The sequence below is a fragment of the Bacteroides xylanisolvens genome (assembly GCF_018289135.1).
GTDB classification, from domain to species: Bacteria; Bacteroidota; Bacteroidia; order Bacteroidales; family Bacteroidaceae; genus Bacteroides; species Bacteroides xylanisolvens.
This window is the reverse complement of sequence record NZ_CP072216.1, coordinates 3,882,414-3,901,039: the sequence shown is the minus strand read 5'-3', so window position 1 is coordinate 3,901,039 and position 18,626 is coordinate 3,882,414. Positions and strand designations below refer to the sequence as shown.

Annotated in this window: 8 protein-coding genes and 5 pseudogenes; 5 read left to right on the top strand and 8 right to left on the bottom strand. The window is 43.8% G+C overall.

Annotated elements, in window-relative coordinates; all coding sequences use genetic code 11:
* Window positions 1–79 precede the first annotated feature (79 nt).
* Window positions 80–190: pseudogene (locus INE92_RS26945) on the top strand (IS982 family transposase); the annotation flags it as partial.
* Window positions 191–412: 222 nt separating this feature from the next.
* Here the strand turns inward: INE92_RS26945 and INE92_RS16630 are convergent.
* From INE92_RS16630 to INE92_RS16605, 6 genes and pseudogenes are all read right to left on the bottom strand, one after another.
* The gene (locus tag INE92_RS16630; RefSeq protein ID WP_008642671.1) at window positions 413–3,259 is read right to left on the bottom strand and encodes an alpha-galactosidase; all 2,847 of its coding nucleotides are present in this window, start codon (window positions 3,257–3,259) and stop codon (window positions 413–415) included.
* Window positions 3,260–3,315: 56 nt separating this feature from the next.
* Window positions 3,316–4,326, bottom strand: a pseudogene (locus tag INE92_RS16625) (alpha-L-rhamnosidase-related protein); the annotation flags it as partial.
* Between the two features lie 19 nt (window positions 4,327–4,345).
* On the bottom strand, window positions 4,346–5,569 hold the full coding sequence (locus INE92_RS16620) for a glycosyltransferase WbsX family protein (RefSeq protein WP_134993558.1): 1,224 nt from the start codon (window positions 5,567–5,569) through the stop codon (window positions 4,346–4,348).
* A gap of 232 nt (window positions 5,570–5,801) precedes the next feature.
* Window positions 5,802–8,081, bottom strand: a complete 2,280-nt coding sequence (gene bglX / locus INE92_RS16615) for a beta-glucosidase BglX (protein ID WP_008642674.1) — start codon at window positions 8,079–8,081, stop codon at window positions 5,802–5,804.
* A gap of 16 nt (window positions 8,082–8,097) precedes the next feature.
* Window positions 8,098–10,209, bottom strand: a complete 2,112-nt coding sequence (locus INE92_RS16610) for a beta-galactosidase (RefSeq protein WP_195436382.1) — start codon at window positions 10,207–10,209, stop codon at window positions 8,098–8,100.
* 40 nt (window positions 10,210–10,249) lie between these two features.
* Window positions 10,250–11,242 (bottom strand): glycoside hydrolase family 43 protein, encoded by a 993-nt coding sequence (locus INE92_RS16605; protein ID WP_008642677.1) that lies wholly within the window; start codon window positions 11,240–11,242, stop codon window positions 10,250–10,252.
* Window positions 11,243–11,524: 282 nt separating this feature from the next.
* Here INE92_RS16605 and INE92_RS16600 point away from each other — a divergent pair, with 282 nt between their 5' ends.
* The 3 genes and pseudogenes from INE92_RS16600 to INE92_RS16590 form a co-directional block, all read left to right on the top strand.
* Entirely contained in the window at window positions 11,525–12,622 is a 1,098-nt protein-coding gene (locus tag INE92_RS16600; protein ID WP_004316154.1) for a glycoside hydrolase family 43 protein, read from the top strand.
* Window positions 12,623–12,824: 202 nt separating this feature from the next.
* On the top strand, window positions 12,825–14,000 hold the full coding sequence (locus INE92_RS16595) for a glycerophosphodiester phosphodiesterase family protein (protein ID WP_008642680.1): 1,176 nt from the start codon (window positions 12,825–12,827) through the stop codon (window positions 13,998–14,000).
* A 30-nt stretch (window positions 14,001–14,030) separates the two neighbouring features.
* Window positions 14,031–15,953, top strand: a pseudogene (locus INE92_RS16590) (SusC/RagA family TonB-linked outer membrane protein); the annotation flags it as partial.
* On the opposite strand, the pseudogene INE92_RS26940 reads toward INE92_RS16590, so the two are convergent.
* Both INE92_RS26940 and INE92_RS16585 read right to left on the bottom strand, forming a co-directional pair.
* Window positions 15,888–16,112, bottom strand: a pseudogene (locus tag INE92_RS26940) (hypothetical protein). The pseudogenes INE92_RS16590 and INE92_RS26940 sit on opposite strands and share 66 nt — an antisense overlap.
* A gap of 12 nt (window positions 16,113–16,124) precedes the next feature.
* Window positions 16,125–17,411 (bottom strand): IS1380-like element ISBf12 family transposase, encoded by a 1,287-nt coding sequence (locus INE92_RS16585; protein WP_009040242.1) that lies wholly within the window; start codon window positions 17,409–17,411, stop codon window positions 16,125–16,127.
* A 134-nt stretch (window positions 17,412–17,545) separates the two neighbouring features.
* Here INE92_RS16585 and INE92_RS16580 point away from each other — a divergent pair.
* Window positions 17,546–18,625: pseudogene (locus INE92_RS16580) on the top strand (TonB-dependent receptor domain-containing protein); the annotation flags it as partial.
* Window position 18,626: the final 1 nt, after the last annotated feature.

Below are 18,626 nucleotides of genomic sequence, written 5' to 3'. Positions count from 1 at the left end.
GTTTATTTGTCTAAAGTTCCATATCTTTGTTTCTCCTCAAGAATATTGGTAAAAGGAATTCTAAGACTTGGTAAGTCTTTTCTCCTTTTTTATTGCAAATTCCTTGTCGGCTATCGCTGCATACTGTTTCTTTGAAAGGAAACCCGCCATTGATGTGAGGTTTATCAATGACGGGCAACTGACTATTTTTTCCACATTTCAGGTATTCCTTCATAAGTCACATATACTCCTTTTTCCATGGGGAGAGGAGCGAGTTTTTCCAGAACGTTTTTCCATGACTCTTCTGGAGGTAAGCCAAGGCGTTCTCTCCATTTTGGGTTTAAACTGAAATTCTTTATTCATACAACTGTAGTTTCTCATTAATTGGAAACTATACAGTTGTAAATAATGGAAGAATGAAGCACCGGGGGCATTAGAGAACCCTATATATTGCTTCCGCTATCTTCTTCATGCCTTCGTCGTCGGGATGTGCGATGATGAAATCCTTGGTTACAGTATATGGCTTTCCGTGTATGTCATAAAGAGTGTCTCCGACTTTCGGACGTGAATCATACAAGCGGTCTATCCAGTCAATCGGAATGAAAGTGAGTCCATGCATATGCGCAGCGTTGATGATGGCACGTTCTTTTTCCTCATCCTTCCAGAAACAACCGGTGATGACTACTTTGTCTGCTTTCCGCTTGCAATATTCCACCAATCGGAGGATACCTGATTTGAATGCTTCCTTATCTTGTACGTTTTCTCCCAAGCGGATAACAATCACATCCTTGTCCGTAACATGAGTGCCAATCAGCGAGTCGATATTGCAATTCAGGTTACGTTCCCAATAAGCGATGTTCAGCGGGGTAACCACTGTGCCGGGACGGTTTTGCGAGAGCATCTTCTCCAATTGATGGCAATAGTCGTTTTCTTCTTTGGATGCTGCCATGCCCCATTCGGAGAACCATTCGATGTCCGCTTTATATTCGTGGCGGGTGATAGAGTTGCCTAAGCAAAGAACACGTAACGGAGGGCGTTGTTCTATCCGGTTGTCGGAAAATGAGGGAGTTACTTCTTCCAGATAAAGCACGCGGCTGGCATATTCGTTTTGTTTCGAAGGTTCCACTCTGTGGGTAGAGGGAATTTCCAGTCCGTTGTCATTCAGATATGCACCGCTGAAACTTTTACCTTCAAATTTCAAAGGTTCAGTGTCGATGCGGTTCAGCTCATGCACCTTATAATATTTGTCTGGAGCAAGTCCTGCCATCTTCACCCGTGGCAAGTGCCGGTTGCAGAAATGTTCCGTTTTCCACCAGTAGAATACGGCTTTGTCCTTTTCTGGCGATACATACATCAGCGAAGCTGCGCCCTGTTTGTCATACGGAGAAAGTAAACGGTAAATATCTCCGAACTGTACGACGGGACGTATCGTCTTGTATTCGGCAATAGCGTTTCTGCACAATGCCTTTTCCTCTTCCGTCATATTCTTGGGCTGTATTTCCATACCTAATCGTCCGCTCATCGCTACATCAATACGGAACTTCAACGGAACGGAACGCGATGTCTGATGGTTGGGGCTTGCGCTGATATGCGCCCCCATGCCGATGGCGGGGAAGAAATAGGAAGTGCCCCATTGGATGTAGATACGCTGAAGTGCATCCGTATTGTCGCTTGTCCAGAATTCGTCGAAGTAGGGCAGTACACCGTAGTTGACACGTCCGCCGCCGCTGGCGCAAGCTTGTATCGTCAGTTGCGGATAGCTGGCGCGAATGCGTCGGCACACGTTCTCAAAACCCCGGTGGTATTCGATGTTCAGGTGGCTTTGATTGTCTTTGGTCAGGTATTGCGAACCTTGGGTGATGATGGACATATTGGCGTCCCACTTGATATAATCAATGTCGGGATAGGAATTCATCAGTTCGTCCACCGTCTGTACGATAAAATCCTGCACTTGCGGGTTGGAGAGGTCGAGCACGACTTGTGTGCCGCCGCGGGCGCATACCACTTCCCGTTCGGGTGCCTTGATAATCCATTCGGGGTGCTTTTCGTACAGTTCGCTTTTGGTATTAGCCATTTCCGGTTCCAGCCAGATGCCGAACCGTATGCCGTGTTTCCGGGCGTTGTCAAGTAATGATTGCAGTCCGCCGGGGAGTTTGGTCTTGTCTACGGTCCAGTCGCCTAAGGCATAAGAGTCGTTTTTGCGCGGATATTTGTCGCCGAACCAACCGTCGTCCATTACAAACAGTTCGCCTCCCATGGCAGCGATATCACCCATCATCTGGTCCATGCCCTGTTCGTTGATGTCGAAATAGACGCCTTCCCAACTGTTCAGCAGAATTTTGCGGGGAGTGTTCCCGTTGGCGAGTTTATGCAGGCGTGCCCATTGGTGGAATTTCCGGCTGCATCCGCTCATCCCTTCATCGCTGTAGGTTAGTGCCAATGCGGGGGTGCGGAACACTTCTTCTTTTTTCAGGTTGTACCAGGAGTTTTCTTCGTTGATGCCGGCGAGGAAATGGTGCCAGTCGTCTTCTTGCGTGTCAATACGCAGTTTGTAGTTGCCGCTGTAGCAAAGCGCTGCGCCGATGACGCGTCCCGTGTTCTCCTGCGGTTTGCCGTCGAGCGAGAACATCACTTCTGCATGTGCCGATTGGGAGTTGCGTACCCCGTCCGTGTTTTTGATGACTTTCATACCCGGTTGCAACGCTTCCTGGCAGAGTTGTCCTTCGTTTGCCCAGGCACCGGAAAGATGTGACAGCCAGACATTGCCGCGGCGGACAGGCAAGTAGGCAGAAGCAAACTGCTGAAGTTGGACAGGCTTCTTCTCTTCGTGACGGATTTCAGTCCATGTCTCGATGACATCTGCATCCTGCCATGCTTTGTAGCAGATGTTGACGAAGAAAGGATACACTTTGTCTTTCAGTTCTATCACCGTCAAAGTGGCATTTTCTTTTGTAAGGCGTGTTTCTTTTACGCCTATGACTGCCATTTGAAGTGTCAGGTTGCCGTCGGCATGGCGGACAGACAATGCCGTTTCGCATGGATACCCCATTCCATAGACGGGATAAGCATTTCTTCTGCGTGCTGTTTCACAAATGCTTCGGATATCCGCATCGGAGGTGCGTGAGCCGTAATACAGTTGTTCCGGTGTACCGCCGTTTGGTACCGAGAGAAGCAACTGTGTATGGGGAGTGGATATGGTGACATTTTGCGCCGACAGAAGTGTAGACAACAGCCAGACGGAAATTAGGAAAAACAGATTCCTTTTGTTAATAATTATCATAATAGCAAATTACGTGTTTTCTATGTTTACTAATGGAAACTTTTTGTATAAAGTGGATTCTCACATGAAGGCCAATCAAGAAAGCGACCTTCATTATCATTGAATTTTTCAAGTCCGTCTTCTCCAATTCTCGTCATTATAAGTTGCAACAAGTCACATAGATGGCCTTTTTGTTCTTTCAAATAATCCAAGTTGCCTTGATAAAGATACCAGTCTCTCTGAATCAATATCCACCAAAGAGAATACGTACACATTGTCATCCATTGGGGAAGTGGTGTAGAGTCACGGATCAAGTCGAGGCTTTTGGGGATCACTTCATTATACCCAAAAACCGTATTGACTGTCATCACTTCGGGATGCAAGTCTCTAATCCAAACCAAGCGGTCACGTTTTATCCCATCCCAGATATAATCTTGCATATTCAAATGCACCGTATAAGCTCCAGTTTGCCATATCTGATTCAAGCGTTCGTCATTACATCGGAACGAACCTTTGTAAGGGATATCTTGAAAAATAGAAATAGCCCGTATCTCTTTGAGGTGCAATTCTGCAGAATCGTCCAAAAGGTCAATCCGGGCAAACCGGAAACCGGAATTCCCGACTTCCAAGCCCCCAAGCCAAGGTACACTAATAACAAAATCACGCATAGCATGATCGTTTGTCGCTCCATTCACTTCGTCTATGTCACACATAGCTTCGCTTACCGACTCTCCTAAGCGAACACGAATAGTAACAGGAGCATGTGAGGCTGGCATACCGGTGACAATTTGTAAGCCGCCTTGCAATTCCTTTCCGAAATCGAAAAGAATAGCAGGATGTTGCTGCCCGGTACTCGAAAGTTTACAGAGTTCATTATTCACAAGATTTGCTTGTCCATGCCCTGATCGGAGTAAATATTCTGCTCCTTGTATTAGTTGACTCTCCTGTTGCCAAACAATGCGTATCGGAGAAAGATACTCCCGTACATGGCTATCACGTTGTTGAGCAGATGATGTGACAACATGGAATAGAAAAATAGGAATGAGTACTATTATCTGACATTTTTTATACAGCATCAATTTTTCCATTATTTAGTAATTCGCATTTTTAGGGCTTGTAATCATATTCACCATTTATTACCCGTTTTACGGCATTCAAGTAACCATAACCATGCTTCATATCGGGCAAGAGATAACTTCCTTCCACCCATTCATTCCACGAGTTGATTGTAATCAGTTTGGGGCGGTCGGGGCGTTGGTCTACATATTCTTTCGTCTTCTGCAAGAAAGCAGCAAAACTTTCTGGCGAGTCATTGTAATGAACCACTTCTTTGGCTGTTTTATTCGGGAAACGCGGGGTGTCATCCCATCCTATTGATGCATTTGGGAAGAATGGCACACCCAATGAATCCAGTTTCGCTGTCCATTGATCGCGACGTTGCATGGCTTTTGTACCCCATGCCAGATAATCTTCTTCGTATGGCCATCCCCAATTGTATTTTGTCACACTGTTTACTTCTGCCTTTACAACAAGTTCTATAAACTTGTCGGTGGGAGACCCGTCACCGATGAGTTGCAAGTGCAAATCAGGGAATCCTGCCTTTTTCACTTCGCTACGGAAATAATCCATAGCCTTCTTCACACCGTCTGCATTACCGAAACTTTCCAACAGTTCATGAAAACCAAATATGGAAAATACCGGACAATTGTCTATCTTGTAATAGTTGGGCTTGTGAAAGTATTGGCGTATCACTCGTTCTACAATGATTTTAAAGTTGGCCCAGTCTACCACACCGGTCCACAGACGCGAGTTGTTGTCCTTGTAACGGTGTACATTCCAATAGTTGTGTGCCACGTTATGGTTGGCCCACATCAGGTAAAACTTCATTTTTTTATTATTCTTGGCTTTCAGAAATCCATTGTTTACGGTGCTTTCTAAAAAAGGCTGTCCGTTGAACCAGTACCAATCGAAGATAAACGTATTGATGCCGTGAGCGGTTGCCACGTCAATCCATTTCTCCATCACCTGCGTGTCATCGTCCATTTCGTATCCCCACAAAGGAACCTTTGGCTGATAGTGTCCTTCGAAACGGGGATTACCTTTTTTGATAATTTCCCATTCGCCTGTACCTTCACTCCACAGTGTGTCGCGTCCCATCGGATCATTGTGACACGACGGCCAAATATAAGCTGCCACATCATATTCATCTTGTTCTTTCAACTGTCCGCTTCTTTGGGGTGTAGAGACACAGGAGCAGATTGTTGTGATAGCAACCATTAAAAGAAGAGTAAGTAAACTCCATAAATAAGTCAGTGTTCTTAAATAATGCATATCTTTTTTTATTTTAAATAGTGAATAATTTAATCTGTTCATTAAAGTAGAAGGTACACCTTGATTTCATTTAAAGGTAACGTCGCGCTGATTTCTTCCGAGTTGCAGAACTTTCCTCATAACAAAATCATAGTGTCGGCAACAATATCTTCGGCTTGTACTATGTCATGAGTGCAAGCTCGTGCGATTATAATAAGTACTCCCTACAATACAACTTTTATCAGGTGTTACTTTATTCTGCTTGGAAACTTTTAGTTTGTACATCACGGGAGTTCGGCCCTACCATAACATCAAATTCTCCGGGTTCGTAAACATAGTGTAATTCGGAATTATAGAATTTCAAGTCATCTTTCGTAATAACAAACTTAACATCACGACTTTCCCCGCTTTTCAGGAAAATGCGTTCAAAACCTTTCAACTCTTTCATTGGACGGGCGACCTCCGCGTAAATATCACGAAGGTACAGTTGTACCGTTTCATAACCATCATAGTTTCCTTTGTTGGTTACAGTGACAGATACAGTCAACTCACCATTCTTAGGCAAGGTTTCCGAGCTAATTTGCAATCCACCATAAACAAAGTCCGTATAACTCAAACCATATCCAAACGGATACAGAGGTTCATTACTCTCATCCAGATAATTGCCGGCATAACGGTTGAACACATGATTGTCGGGATCAGGACGACCTGTATTCAAATGATTGTAGAATAGCGGCAGCTGTCCCACTGAACGTGGGAAGGTAGTTGTCAGTTTGCCGCTTGGAGTGACTTTGCCAAACAATACATCGGCAACCGCGTCTCCTGTTTCGCTACCGCCAAACCAGACATTCAATATGGAATGAACATTCGCATCCTCCCAATTCAAGACCAGAGGACGTCCTGTGAACAGAAGAAGTACGACAGGTTTGCCCGTTTTCACTAAAGCCTTCAATAAATCTTGTTGTGTATCGGGTATCTCGAGGCCGGTGCGTGAAGCCGATTCACCGCTCATTTCCGCACATTCACCCAAAGCGGCAACAATGACGTCTGAACGGGAAGCCACGCGTAAAGCCTCGTCCAACAGTTGTCGGTTATCTCTACGTTCCAGCGGGCGAATACCCGTAGCAGCTTTTTCTGTTTCCGTATCATAATATATGTTGCTGCCTTTTGCATATAGAATTTCAGCCTTGTCACCCGCTGCCGCACGGATTCCTTCCAACAATGTTCTGTGGCGGGACGGTGTACATGTCATGCTCCACATACCGCACATATTATTACGTGCGTCCGCCATCGGACCGATCAGGGCAATCCTGCCTTTTTGCTCAAGTGGAAGCAGCTTGTTGTCATTCTTTAATAGAACAAATGTTTCAGCCGCAATCGCACGTGCTGCAGAACGGTGTTCAGGCGTATAAAGTTTTTCTTTGGCACGCAGGGCATCGCAATATTTATACGGATTGGAGAACAGTCCCAGTTTATATTTGGCTTCCAATACACGGCGACAAGCCGTATTAATCTGCTTTTCCGTTATCTTCTTTTCTTTCAGGGATTCCTCCAATGTATTGAGAAACCCGCATGAAACCATATCCATATCCGTTCCTGCCTGTAAAGCGCGAATGGAGGCTTCCTTCAGAGGGGCGACACCATGGGAGGACATTTCGGCTATCGAATTGTAATCTGTTACCAATAGTCCTCCGAAGCCCCATTCATTCCGGAGCAGGTCGGTCAGTAACCATTTGTTGGCTGTGGCGGGAATACCGTCAACGATATTAAAAGAGCTCATGACACTGCCTGCACCGGCGTCAACGGCAGCTTTATAAGGAGCCAGATATTCGTTATACATACGTAGTCGGCTCATATCCACTGTATTGTAATCACGTCCCGATTCGGACGCCCCATAAAGTGCGAAATGTTTCACACAGGCAAGAATCTCATCGTTGCCTTGCATATTGTTTCCCTGATAACCACGCACATACGCTTTTGCCATTAAAGAACCCAGGTAAGGATCTTCTCCACTTCCTTCTGCGATACGTCCCCAACGGGCGTCACGACAAATATCGACCATCGGGCTGAATGTCCAGTTAATACCGTCTGCGCTGGCCTCAATAGCGGAGATACGTGCCATACGTTCGACGGCCAGCGTATCCCAACTACAGGAAAGTGCCAATGGGATCGGGAAAATAGTTTCGTAGCCGTGGATAACGTCTGCACCTACAAGTAGAGGTATTTTCAATCGGCTTTCTTCTACCGCAAGGTGCTGTAGGACATTGATTTTCTGAATGCCCTTGACATTGAAGAAGCCGCCTATTTCCTGTTTGCGAATCATATCGCTAAGTTCACCGTTCATCACCGAACCTGTCACGAGATCACCGCCCGAAGGCAGGTTCAGTTGTCCGAGTTTCTCACGGAGAGTCATCCGGTCCATTAAGTCGGTAATGAAACGGTCCATTTCCCTATCTTTCCCTCCCCCGGATGGTGAGCAGGCAAAGAGAGTAAGCCCGCAAAGGGCGCAAGATATAAGATTTCTTATCTTCATTTTTCTTGTTATTGGGTTATTTATACTTGTTGTCCGATTTTTCTTTCCACACCACTACTCCCGCAGGTTCAAGGCGTGCACTGCCAATCAGTACTTCTGCCTCATCGGGAATGACTATTTCCTGAATGTCCGACGTATAATTCAAGGCGATGTAAAAACCGTCACGCCATTCCTTCACCACTCCGTACGGTAAATCTTCAGTCGGTACGCCGGCTTCCGTATATACACGACGTACTACTTCTTTCTCCAATTTGCCGTCATCGGTATCCGTTCCGATATAGGTGACCGTTCCTTTACCCAGCCTACGGTGTATCACGGAAGCAGCTCCCTTATAAAACTGGTCCGCATACACAGCCCACACATCTGTTCCGGCAGCTGGGGTTAGTACGTCCGCCCAATTGTTCCAGGCGTATTCCTCACTGCCGAAATCTACTTTTCCGTAGAGACTGTGAGGCAGATGGTCATAGTACAAGCTGTTTATTCCGGCCAGTTGATGAATAGGAGCCGCTAAAGGAGCCTCCCACAATTTGGCGTCACGGTCTTTCTGACCGGTACGGTAGGTCAGAATCAGATGTCCTCCATTCTTCACGTATTCAGTCCAACGTTCTACCAAATTGTTATCAAGCAACTGATAAGCCGGCGCAATCAGGAAAGGATAACCCGAAAAATCCTCCTTCTCCGAGATCACATCGACGGGAGCGGCAAAGGACTTCAACAGGTTGTAATACTTATGTATGTGCGGCATCGTCCACCACTGGTCTGTCTGACGCTGGAACTCCATTTCCCAATAGTTGTTCATATCGAAAAGCAGTCCAATGCGTCGGGAAGCCAGCTGTTTGGGCATACGGCTTTTCTTATCGTAGGCGGCACGAAGCTTTTTCATCTCCTGCGTAATACGTACATATTCTTCACCGCCCGGAGAAAGAGTCACCCCATCGGTCATTATCATGCCGTAATGGTATTGCTCACTGCCTTTCAGAGGTTGACGGAAACGGTAATTGCACACAAACTTCCCACCACCTGCAAAAACGTGATACACCCACATACGCACAGCGCCGGGTAAGGGTTGAGGGTTATACACTCCCCAGTTTACTTGACCGGGCTGTAGTTCCATCACTCCGAATGTTTTGCCGACGCGGTTACGAAACTGGTCATTTGAAAATCCGAGATCTTCGGGAATCCCCATCCGGAAACCTTGGCTACCTATTCCCTGATTATGTCCAGTCACCAGATAGCGGGTGTAGGTCAGGAAGTCCGTATGATCGATCCGTACCGGATCAACCGGATTGAAAACAGGAATCAGGTTGGTAGTGATCCATTGGTCTTTGTGGATATGCCGCCGGAGGATGTCTGCCTGCATATTAACAAAGCCCGCCAATTCGTCCGCCATGAAACGGTTCAGGTCGAGCATGGCATGAGGATTGGGCTTTTCAGGTACTTCCTGCTGGTTGGGAAGGCGAATCTGCTCGAAGTTCTGATAGGTTTCACTCCAGAAAGAGGTACCCCAGGTATCATTCAGTTTGTCAATAGTACCGTATTTCTTCTGTAACCAGACACGGAATTTGGCTTGTGCATTTTCACTGTAATCCACTACTCCGTAGTGTCCCGGCTCATTGTCAATCTGCCAGCCGATAACAGCAGGATGATTGCCATAACGCATTGCCAGACAGGAAACAATGTTTTCTACATAACGACGGTATCGGTCGCTACTCCAGGAAGCATGCTGACGTCTCCCATGCTGAATGGAAATGCCATTATCCCGCTGAATCAATATATCGGGGTACTTTTTTGACAGCCAGACGGGAGGTGTGGGAGTAGGAGTACACATAATTACCTTCAGACCATATTTATCTGCTAAAGAGACGGCACGATCCAGCCACTCAAAATCATACTTTCCTTCTTCCGGTTCTATCATGGCCCAGGCAAACTCCGCAAAATGGGTGAACTTGATCCCCATCTCCGACATTTTCTTCAAATCACGTTCCCATTGGGAGGAATCCCATTGCTCGGGGTAATAGTAAGATCCTAGAGCAAACAACTCTTCCGGAGGAAAAGATTTATCGACCGGAGATTGAGCAAAGGATACCAATGAAAACAATAAAGCTAAGACTAATAAGGACTTTTTCATGGATATTATTTTAAGTTTCATCGCTATAATAAATAACTGGTTAGCGCAATGGGCTGGCTTTTATTCCGCCGGAGGTCATTTTTACAGGTTTGATAGTACCGTTTTTATTAAAATACATTCGGTCAATGCAAGTAATGCGGTAGTTCCCATCGGTTTCACCCAAAGGGCGGCGATGATAGACAATATACCATTCATCCTTTCCCGGACCTTTGATAATGGAATGATGTCCGGCACCATTAGCTATTTTAGTGTCCTGCTCCAGAATCTTTCCGACTCTTTTGAACGGACCAAAAGGCGAATCCGCAATGGCATACGCTACACAATAATCGGGGCCTGTCCAGTCGCCTTCTGACCACATGAAATAATATTTGCCATTGTGTTTAAGCATAAAAGGTCCTTCTATATAATTTTCCGGAGTCACTTCTTTATAAGTTGTTCCGTCTTCAAAAGGTACGATACTGATTAGATCAGATCCCATCTTCACCATATTGCAATGTCCCCAACCGCCGTAATACATATAATACTGACCGTCATCGTCCTTGAAAACAAACTGGTCAATAGGTTGCGCTCCGTTCACGATCTTGCCAATCAGCGGCTTTCCGAGCGCATCCTTGAAAGGACCTTCCGGACGATCGGCTACAGCCACACCTATACCTCCCACTTCACTCTCATGATATATGTTGTTTGCTCCAAAATAGAAATAATATTTCCCATTTGCTTCTATCACGGCAGGTGCCCATAAAGCATTCCTTAACCAGCTGATATTTTCGACAGAAAGGACTTTCGGGTGTTTTCTCCAGTGTACCAAATCTGGGGAAGAAAAGGCATCCATGTACAATTGTTGTTCGAAAGGAGCTGAATAAGTCGGATAAATCCAGTATTTATCACCGAAAACGACTCCTTCGGGATCTGCATACCAACCGTCAAAAACCGGATTAGTACTTGTCTGTTTTTTGCCCGTATTTGTTTGAGCAAATAAGGTTACTGAACAGCAACACATAATCATGAAAAAGAATACTATTTTGGAATTCATGTCTATAAATATTAAAGTTATGCCACAAAAATGATGAAAAATCAATGAAATAAAGGTTGATTATTTGCCAATAAATAGCGAGAATCAACCAAATTGCCGGAAAAATAATTATTTCATATATTGCTGCTTGTAAAGGGCTGTTTTGATTTGTTTTTTCACTTTCTTTGTTTGCAGGTTCAACACTTTTGTTATATATTGCCGTCCCATTTTCGTTGTATCTGTCTTGAATTTCTTAATTGGTCATTTAACAGGCTATTATTTATATATATTATAAGTATTACTATGCGAATTTTATTGTATTTTCTCCTTATTCTTTTAGTGGGTTGCTCATCCGGTCAGAATAAAAAAACACATGAGCGGGTAGACCTCGATTCCGTACCTGTTTATACGAATCCGCTTTTGTCAAGAGGAGGAGACCCATGGGCGGTATTCCATAACGGAATATATTATTATACCCAAAGTATGAGCGACCGCATCACTTTATGGGCAACAGATGATATAACCCGGTTGGCGGAAGCATCCCAGAAAGATGTGTGGGTACCTCAAAATTCGTCAAACGCATTTCATCTTTGGGGACCTGAAATACATTACATTAATAATAAATGGTATATTTATTGTTGTGCGGATGATGGAAATATTGATAATCGTCAGATTTATGTGCTTGAGAATGAGTCTGCTGACCCGATGAAAGGGGAATTTGTCATGAAGGGAAGAATATCAACTGATGAAGATAATAATTGGGCAATTCATGCCAGTACTTTTGAACATGGAGGAAAGCGTTATTTAATCTGGTGTGGATGGCAGAAACGTAGAGTTTATCAGGAAAATCAATGTATTTATATTGCCGAAATGGAGAACCCATGGACACTGGCTTCTGACCGTATTTTGATTTCCGAACCAGAATATGAATGGGAATGTCAGTGGATCAGTATAGATGGTAATAAAACTGCCTATCCGATTCGTGTCAATGAAGCACCGCAATTCTTCTATTCTTTGAAGAAAGATAAGTTATTGATTTATTATTCGGCAAGTGGTAATTGGACTCCTTACTACTGTGTAGGACTGCTGACTGCCGATACTGACAGCGATCTGCTGAATCCGGCTTCTTGGAAAAAGGCACCGGAGCCTGTGTTTAAGCAAGCACCGGAAAATCATGTATATGGACCCGGTAGTATCTGTTTTATTCCTTCACCTGACGGTAAGGAATGGTATATGCTTTATCACGCCCGCAAGAGTTTGTATGATATGCTTGTTTTGGATAGCCGGACGCCGCGTATGCAGAAAATAGAGTGGGATAAGGAAGGAATCCCTGTTTTAGGAATTCCGCAGAAAGAAGGATTCCCGCTTCGCAAACCGTCAGGCACTCCTGAACGCAAATGAAAATAGGGGGCGTACTTTTTGCAATACGCCCGTTTTATTCAAAAAGAGCCCGTTTCTTTCTTTTCTTATTCAAATGGTCTTCTTTTTCACGAAAAGAAAAATTCTCATCTTTTATTGAATGTTTTTTTTCCTTTTTTTTAGTGCGTATTACTTATGTTTGCAACGTAATCTATTAAATAAATCAACTAATGTAAAACGCGCAATGAGAAATGAAAATCTATTGTCCTTTCTTCTTATAAAGAGAAGAATTTTAAAATTACTGGCTATAAAATATGCATACAGTTTAATTGTTTTATGCGGAATTAGTTTTATGGCATGTTCAGATGATGATCCCGTAAAAAAGAATCCTTATCTGCAAACGAGCACCCGTGCTATGCTGAAAGAGGTAGTGGAAGTGGTGTTTAACAATATCGATAGTAATACTGACATTACTGTCGACTTTGGTGACGGAACGGTCAAGGAAGGGAAAGCTGCTACGCCTATCACTCATGCTTATACACAAAGTGGTGACTACACGATGTTAGTGACAGCGGGTGAGCGCGTAGTACAGAAAAGGATCCGTATTTACGACCTATTGGCGCTGACAGAAGCCATGAAGCAATTCAGGGATGCAGATAACAAAATGGTATGGGCTATGACGCATCGCTCTCATACAACAGACAAGACTATTCCCGAAAATTCGGTATCTGCTGTAGAAGCTGCCATCAATGCAGGAGCGGATGTGATTGAATGTGACACTCATCTCACAAGCGATGGAGTAGTTATGGTGTGCCATGACCAGACAATCAATGCTACGACTAACGGCACAGGGGATATTACGAAAATGACTTATGCTGAAATTCAGCAATATAATCTGTTGGACCGGAATGGAAGGGTGACCGATGAGAAGATGCCCACATTGGAAGAGTTTCTGAAAGCAGGGCGTGGAAAAATATATTTCAATCTGGATTATTCTCCACGTACAGCCTCTACCCAAGAAGTGATGAATGTTGTCAAGGAACTGGATATGATGGAACAAGTCTTTTTCTATTGTAACAGTAGCCAGAAAGCAGAAGAAGTGTTGTCTATTTCTAAAAAGGCACACGTGTACACATGGGCACAAAGCGCTTACAAACCTCTGGTTGGGCTTCCGGGCAATTACTTCGTGCAATATTCTTATGCTCCCGACGGGCAAAGTACTCCTATAGGAACTGCCGTCAGTGAGGGAATGATTCCTACAGTCAATATGCTTCATGTATTATCCGGATTGATACCTGAATATGATATAAATACGACTTATCTGGATGAGCTTCTTCAGATTTATCCTGAAGTACGTATGATACAGACAGATGCACCGGAAGTATTAATCTCCGCTTTACAAGCAAGAGGATTGCGTTAACTTTATCATCTAACATAAAATCATTTATTTATGAAGAATATTCATTTCAAAACGTGTACCTGTCTGTTAGGTATACTGCTGATACTGTTTTCCGGTATACAGGTAAAGGGAGCTTCTTTGGAAGTTCAGCAGGAAAGTAAGGTGTCAGGTACGGTGACGGACGAAAAGGGCGAACCAGTTATTGGCGCTTCCGTAGTAGTCGTAGAATCGAAGCAGGGTACTATTACAGATATAGACGGTAAATTTCTGGTGAACGTACCTAAGAATGGACACCTGAAAGTGTCTTATATCGGTTATGAAACACAAGAAGTGGCTGTTAAAAACGGCCAGTTATTGAAGATCGTATTGAAAGAAGAATCGACCGCTTTGAATGAAGTGGTAGTGGTGGGTTACGGTACGATGAAACGGAAAGAAATGACTTCGGCTATTTCGCATATAGGTGCGAAAGATCTGAATCAGATATCCAGCCTCGATGCCTCCATGCTTTTGCAGGGGAAAGTTTCCAGCGTTTCGGTTTCTAACACAGCTCTGGCCGATCCGAACAATCAAGGAAGTATTCAGATTCGTGGTGTCTCTTCCCGTAATGCAGGTTTAGGACCGTTAATTGTGGTAGACGGAGTGCCGGGAGGTGATATGACGAATATTAACCCTGCCGATATTGAATCGATTGATGTATTGAAAGACGGTGCTGCTTCTGCGATCTATGGTACGCGGGGTAGTAACGGGGTTATCCTGATTAATCTAAAGAAAGGGACCAAAGATGGACAGGTTCATACAACCTATAGTACTTCCGTTACTTTTAATAAAGCTAAAAAAGAACTCGACATCATGAATGCGGAAGAATACCGTGCTTATCGCACAGTGTCTAATCCGCTTTCCGATATGGGAGCTGATTCAGACTGGTTTGATGCCGTTACTCAATTGGGGGTGACTCACATGCATACATTGACATTTTCCGGCGGTAATGCGAGAACCAACTATCGGGTGACCGCCGACTATCGTAATGCCCGTGGTATTGATTTGCGTTCCGACCGTCGTGAATATGGAGCACGTGCCAATATTAACCATACAACCAAAGACGGGCTATTCACGTTTTCTGCTAATATAACTCCTCGTGTTATCGACCGGAACAAATCAGCCAATGTATATAGCAATGCTATTAAAAACAATCCGACAATGCCTATTTATGATTCGGAATCGGCTAATGGGTACTATCGTTTTCCCAGTGGAACGGAAGGTTCTAATATCGTAGAGCAATTGAATGAAGAAGAGAATGGTACGGAAATTAAGTTGCTGGAATGGAATGCTACGGCTGCCGTTAATCTGCTGCCTCTGTTTAATCCGAAGAATCCGGACATGGTATTGAAGTCGCAGGTCACTATTTCTCAATATCAAGTTGATAAATTTAACGGATGGTTTACACCGTCTACTTATGGTTCTAACGTAAATGATGGTGTCACCGGAAAAGCCAGCCGTGACTTCGACAAAAGTACGACTAACAATCTGGAATGGGTAACAAATTTCTCTACACGTATCAAGAATCATCAGATCCGTGCAATGGTGGGGTATAGCTATAATTATGGTGTAAATTCCGGAATGTCTGCTGAAAACTGGAATTTCTCTTCGGATGGATTGACGTATAATAATCTGGGTTCCGGGCTGGAAGCGGCAAAAGATGGAAAAACAATGATGGGCTCCTATAAGAATGACCATAAGTTAATCAGCTTCTTCGGACGTGTTAATTATGATTGGAAAGAGCGCTACCTGTTTACTTTTTCTTTACGCCACGAAGGGTCTTCCCGCTTTGGCGAGAATCATAAATGGGGCAATTTCCCGGCTGTATCTGTCGGTTGGCGTATCTCGGATGAGAAGTTTATGAAAGGACTTTCATGGATTGATGACTTGAAAGTACGTTATGACTATGGGGTGACAGGTAATCAGGAAATAGGAAATCCTCAAATCCGCAACTAAGCCCTTGAACGTCCTTATTGCGTTTACACGTCCTCTCATTACTGAATTTGCAGATAATTTGAACTTGAAGCACCCACTTCTGCCTACAATATCCCCTTACCCCACAATGTGACTTGAGGCAATACACAATATCATTCCCATAAGTTGTAGGCATTATCCAAAATCAGTCTGGAAAACATCTGCGTAAGCATTATTACAGGTATAGATGTTCAGCACATACCGCCTTGATGTCCTGATCCACTTGGCTGGTACAGAGATAAACCTGAAGACAAACGCTTTTATGCGACTTGTTGCATTGAGCCCGAACTTCTTTACGTCAAGTCTTTGAATAATGGCCTTGTAAAAGTTACGGATAAGTGCTGTAAGAAGAAGGAACACTGTGTTCTCTGCCATGAAGGATTTGGGCAATCTGTCCCACCCGAAACCATTGTTCATATCATCGAAGATACGTTCCTTTCCTCCACGAAGGTTATAGAACTCGACAATTTCTCTTACGGAAGAATCATAGTCGTTAGTCAGGATACAACGGTATGTGTATTCTCCTTCCCAAAAATCCTGCACACCATCCATCCGTTTCTGTCTTTGAATCACAAGTCGATATGCCTTACCTTTCCACTTCTCAACAAGGATAGAGTTCAATTCAAACTCAATGCCATTGATTTCCTCAGTTTTCCAGCCTTTGAGAGCAAAGGTGTCATTGTAGATCGAACTGCAGCGGTTAGCACGGATATAGAAGGACTTGCAGTGTTTTTCTATTTCCTCCACGATTTCCTCGGAACATGATCCACAATCAGCTCTGAAGCGATTGATAGTGAGCCCATTCTGTTCAAATCTCGCAAAGAACCTCTTCAGCGTGTCCTTCTGATGGAAACGAACATTTGTGTTACCATCGCTATTCTCTATACCGACTATCAAATCGCCAATAACCGCCACGCCAGGGCGATAACCAAGGAACTTCTTGTATGTAGGCTTTGCATCATACTTCTCTGTCTCTATGAACTGATGGTCGAAATCAACATCATACATCTCACCCTCTTTCAGTTGGCCAGATGCAAATATACAATTGAGCAATAAAGTATTGAGAGTGTCAGCCGTATTGAAATCGTAGGTCTTGCCCATATCTGATGTGTATGAAATGTTTTCTTGCGTCAACTCCTTTATCGCCCTGAGGATAGTATCAGAGCTACAAGTGCGAAGTGTCGGATGAAGCGAGAGGTGGTTCATCAAATGAGTAGTGACATCCTCAATACATGAACCGCTACAGAAGTAGATACTCATGAGAGAACGGATGATTTCGCTGTACTGATAACCGAACGATCTACACCTTAGACCGAGGGTTGAGTCGATTACAGATGATAATGTGGAGTCAAATTGCTCCATGATTGAAAATAATCCCCCAAAAGGAGTGAGTCTCTCAGATTTAATTTGTATCTTCGCCATGTCTATCGTCGGATTCTCTTGTTTTTTTTGCAACACTAAGATAAGTGAAAATTCTGACATGGCAAAATCCTGAGCAACTTTTTGTTGCTCAGGTACTTAAAAAGTTTAATTTATAATAGTGTTGCGGAATTAAGGGAAATTATAATTCTCTGGCTACTTACCGGGCTTTCGGTTGGTATCAATACAATGGTAACCGTTTTCATGTATGGGGACCGAGCAAAAATACGAACTCGGAATTGCGCTGGGAGAAAGGACATAATCAGAATGTGGGTTTGGACTTCTCACTCTTCTCACACAAAGTGACCGGTTCATTTAACTATTTCCATCGTAAACAAAGTGATTTGCTCGGAGATTATTCTGTACCGGTACCACCTAACTTGTTCTCCACCATCTATACCAATGTAGGTACATTGCGTAATACCGGTTTCGAACTTGATGTTACAGTAAATGCTGTCCGGACAAAGGATTTCACTTATAGTTTCACATTAGTGGGGGCTACTAATAACAATAAGTTTGTCAGTTTTTCCAACGATATATATAAAGGACAAAAATATTACTCTACCTGTAGCATGGCGAATCCGAATAATCCGGGATATTTGCAGCGGATTGAAGAGGGGGAACGTATTGGTAACTACTTTACATATCGTTATGCAGGAGTGGATAAAAAAGGTGACTGGCTGATTTATGATAAAAAGGGGAATGTGATTCCTGTAGCCCAAGGTACGGAAGAGGATAAGTCTGTGACCGGAAACGGTTTGCCGAAATTCACCGGCTCTATGACGCATAACTTCACTTATAAGAACTTTGATTTGTCTGTTGCCCTCCGTGGTGCTGCCGGGTTTGACATATTCAACGTGCATGATTTCTATTTCGGATTGCAGAGCATGACTACCAACCAGTTGACGACCGCTTATTCGAAGAATGCACATATCACGACAGGTAAGAATGTGATTACCGACTACTTCATTGAACCGGGTGATTATCTGAAGATAGACAACGTCACTTTAGGATATACCATGAACCTGAATAAGAAATATATTGAAAAGATACGTTTGTTCGGTACGGCCAACAATCTTTATACGTTTACGAAGTTTACCGGTGTAGATCCTTCTACCTACGAAGTGAACGGACTGACACCGGGTACTTTCGGAGGAGGATATAACTATTATCCGTCTGCTTTTCAGTTTATTTTAGGATTACAAGTAAGTTTCTAAT

Coding starts and splice junctions, on each gene's coding strand:
- INE92_RS16605 (WP_008642677.1), bottom strand. CDS start 11,242: ATGAATTCCAAAATAGTATTCTTTTTCATGATTATGTGTTGCTGTTCA.
- INE92_RS16620 (WP_134993558.1), bottom strand. CDS start 5,569: ATGCATTATTTAAGAACACTGACTTATTTATGGAGTTTACTTACTCTT.
- INE92_RS16600 (WP_004316154.1), top strand. CDS start 11,525: ATGCGAATTTTATTGTATTTTCTCCTTATTCTTTTAGTGGGTTGCTCA.
- INE92_RS16610 (WP_195436382.1), bottom strand. CDS start 10,209: ATGAAAAAGTCCTTATTAGTCTTAGCTTTATTGTTTTCATTGGTATCC.
- bglX (WP_008642674.1), bottom strand. CDS start 8,081: ATGAAGATAAGAAATCTTATATCTTGCGCCCTTTGCGGGCTTACTCTC.
- INE92_RS16630 (WP_008642671.1), bottom strand. CDS start 3,259: ATGATAATTATTAACAAAAGGAATCTGTTTTTCCTAATTTCCGTCTGG.
- INE92_RS16585 (WP_009040242.1), bottom strand. CDS start 17,411: ATGGCGAAGATACAAATTAAATCTGAGAGACTCACTCCTTTTGGGGGA.
- INE92_RS16595 (WP_008642680.1), top strand. CDS start 12,825: ATGAGAAATGAAAATCTATTGTCCTTTCTTCTTATAAAGAGAAGAATT.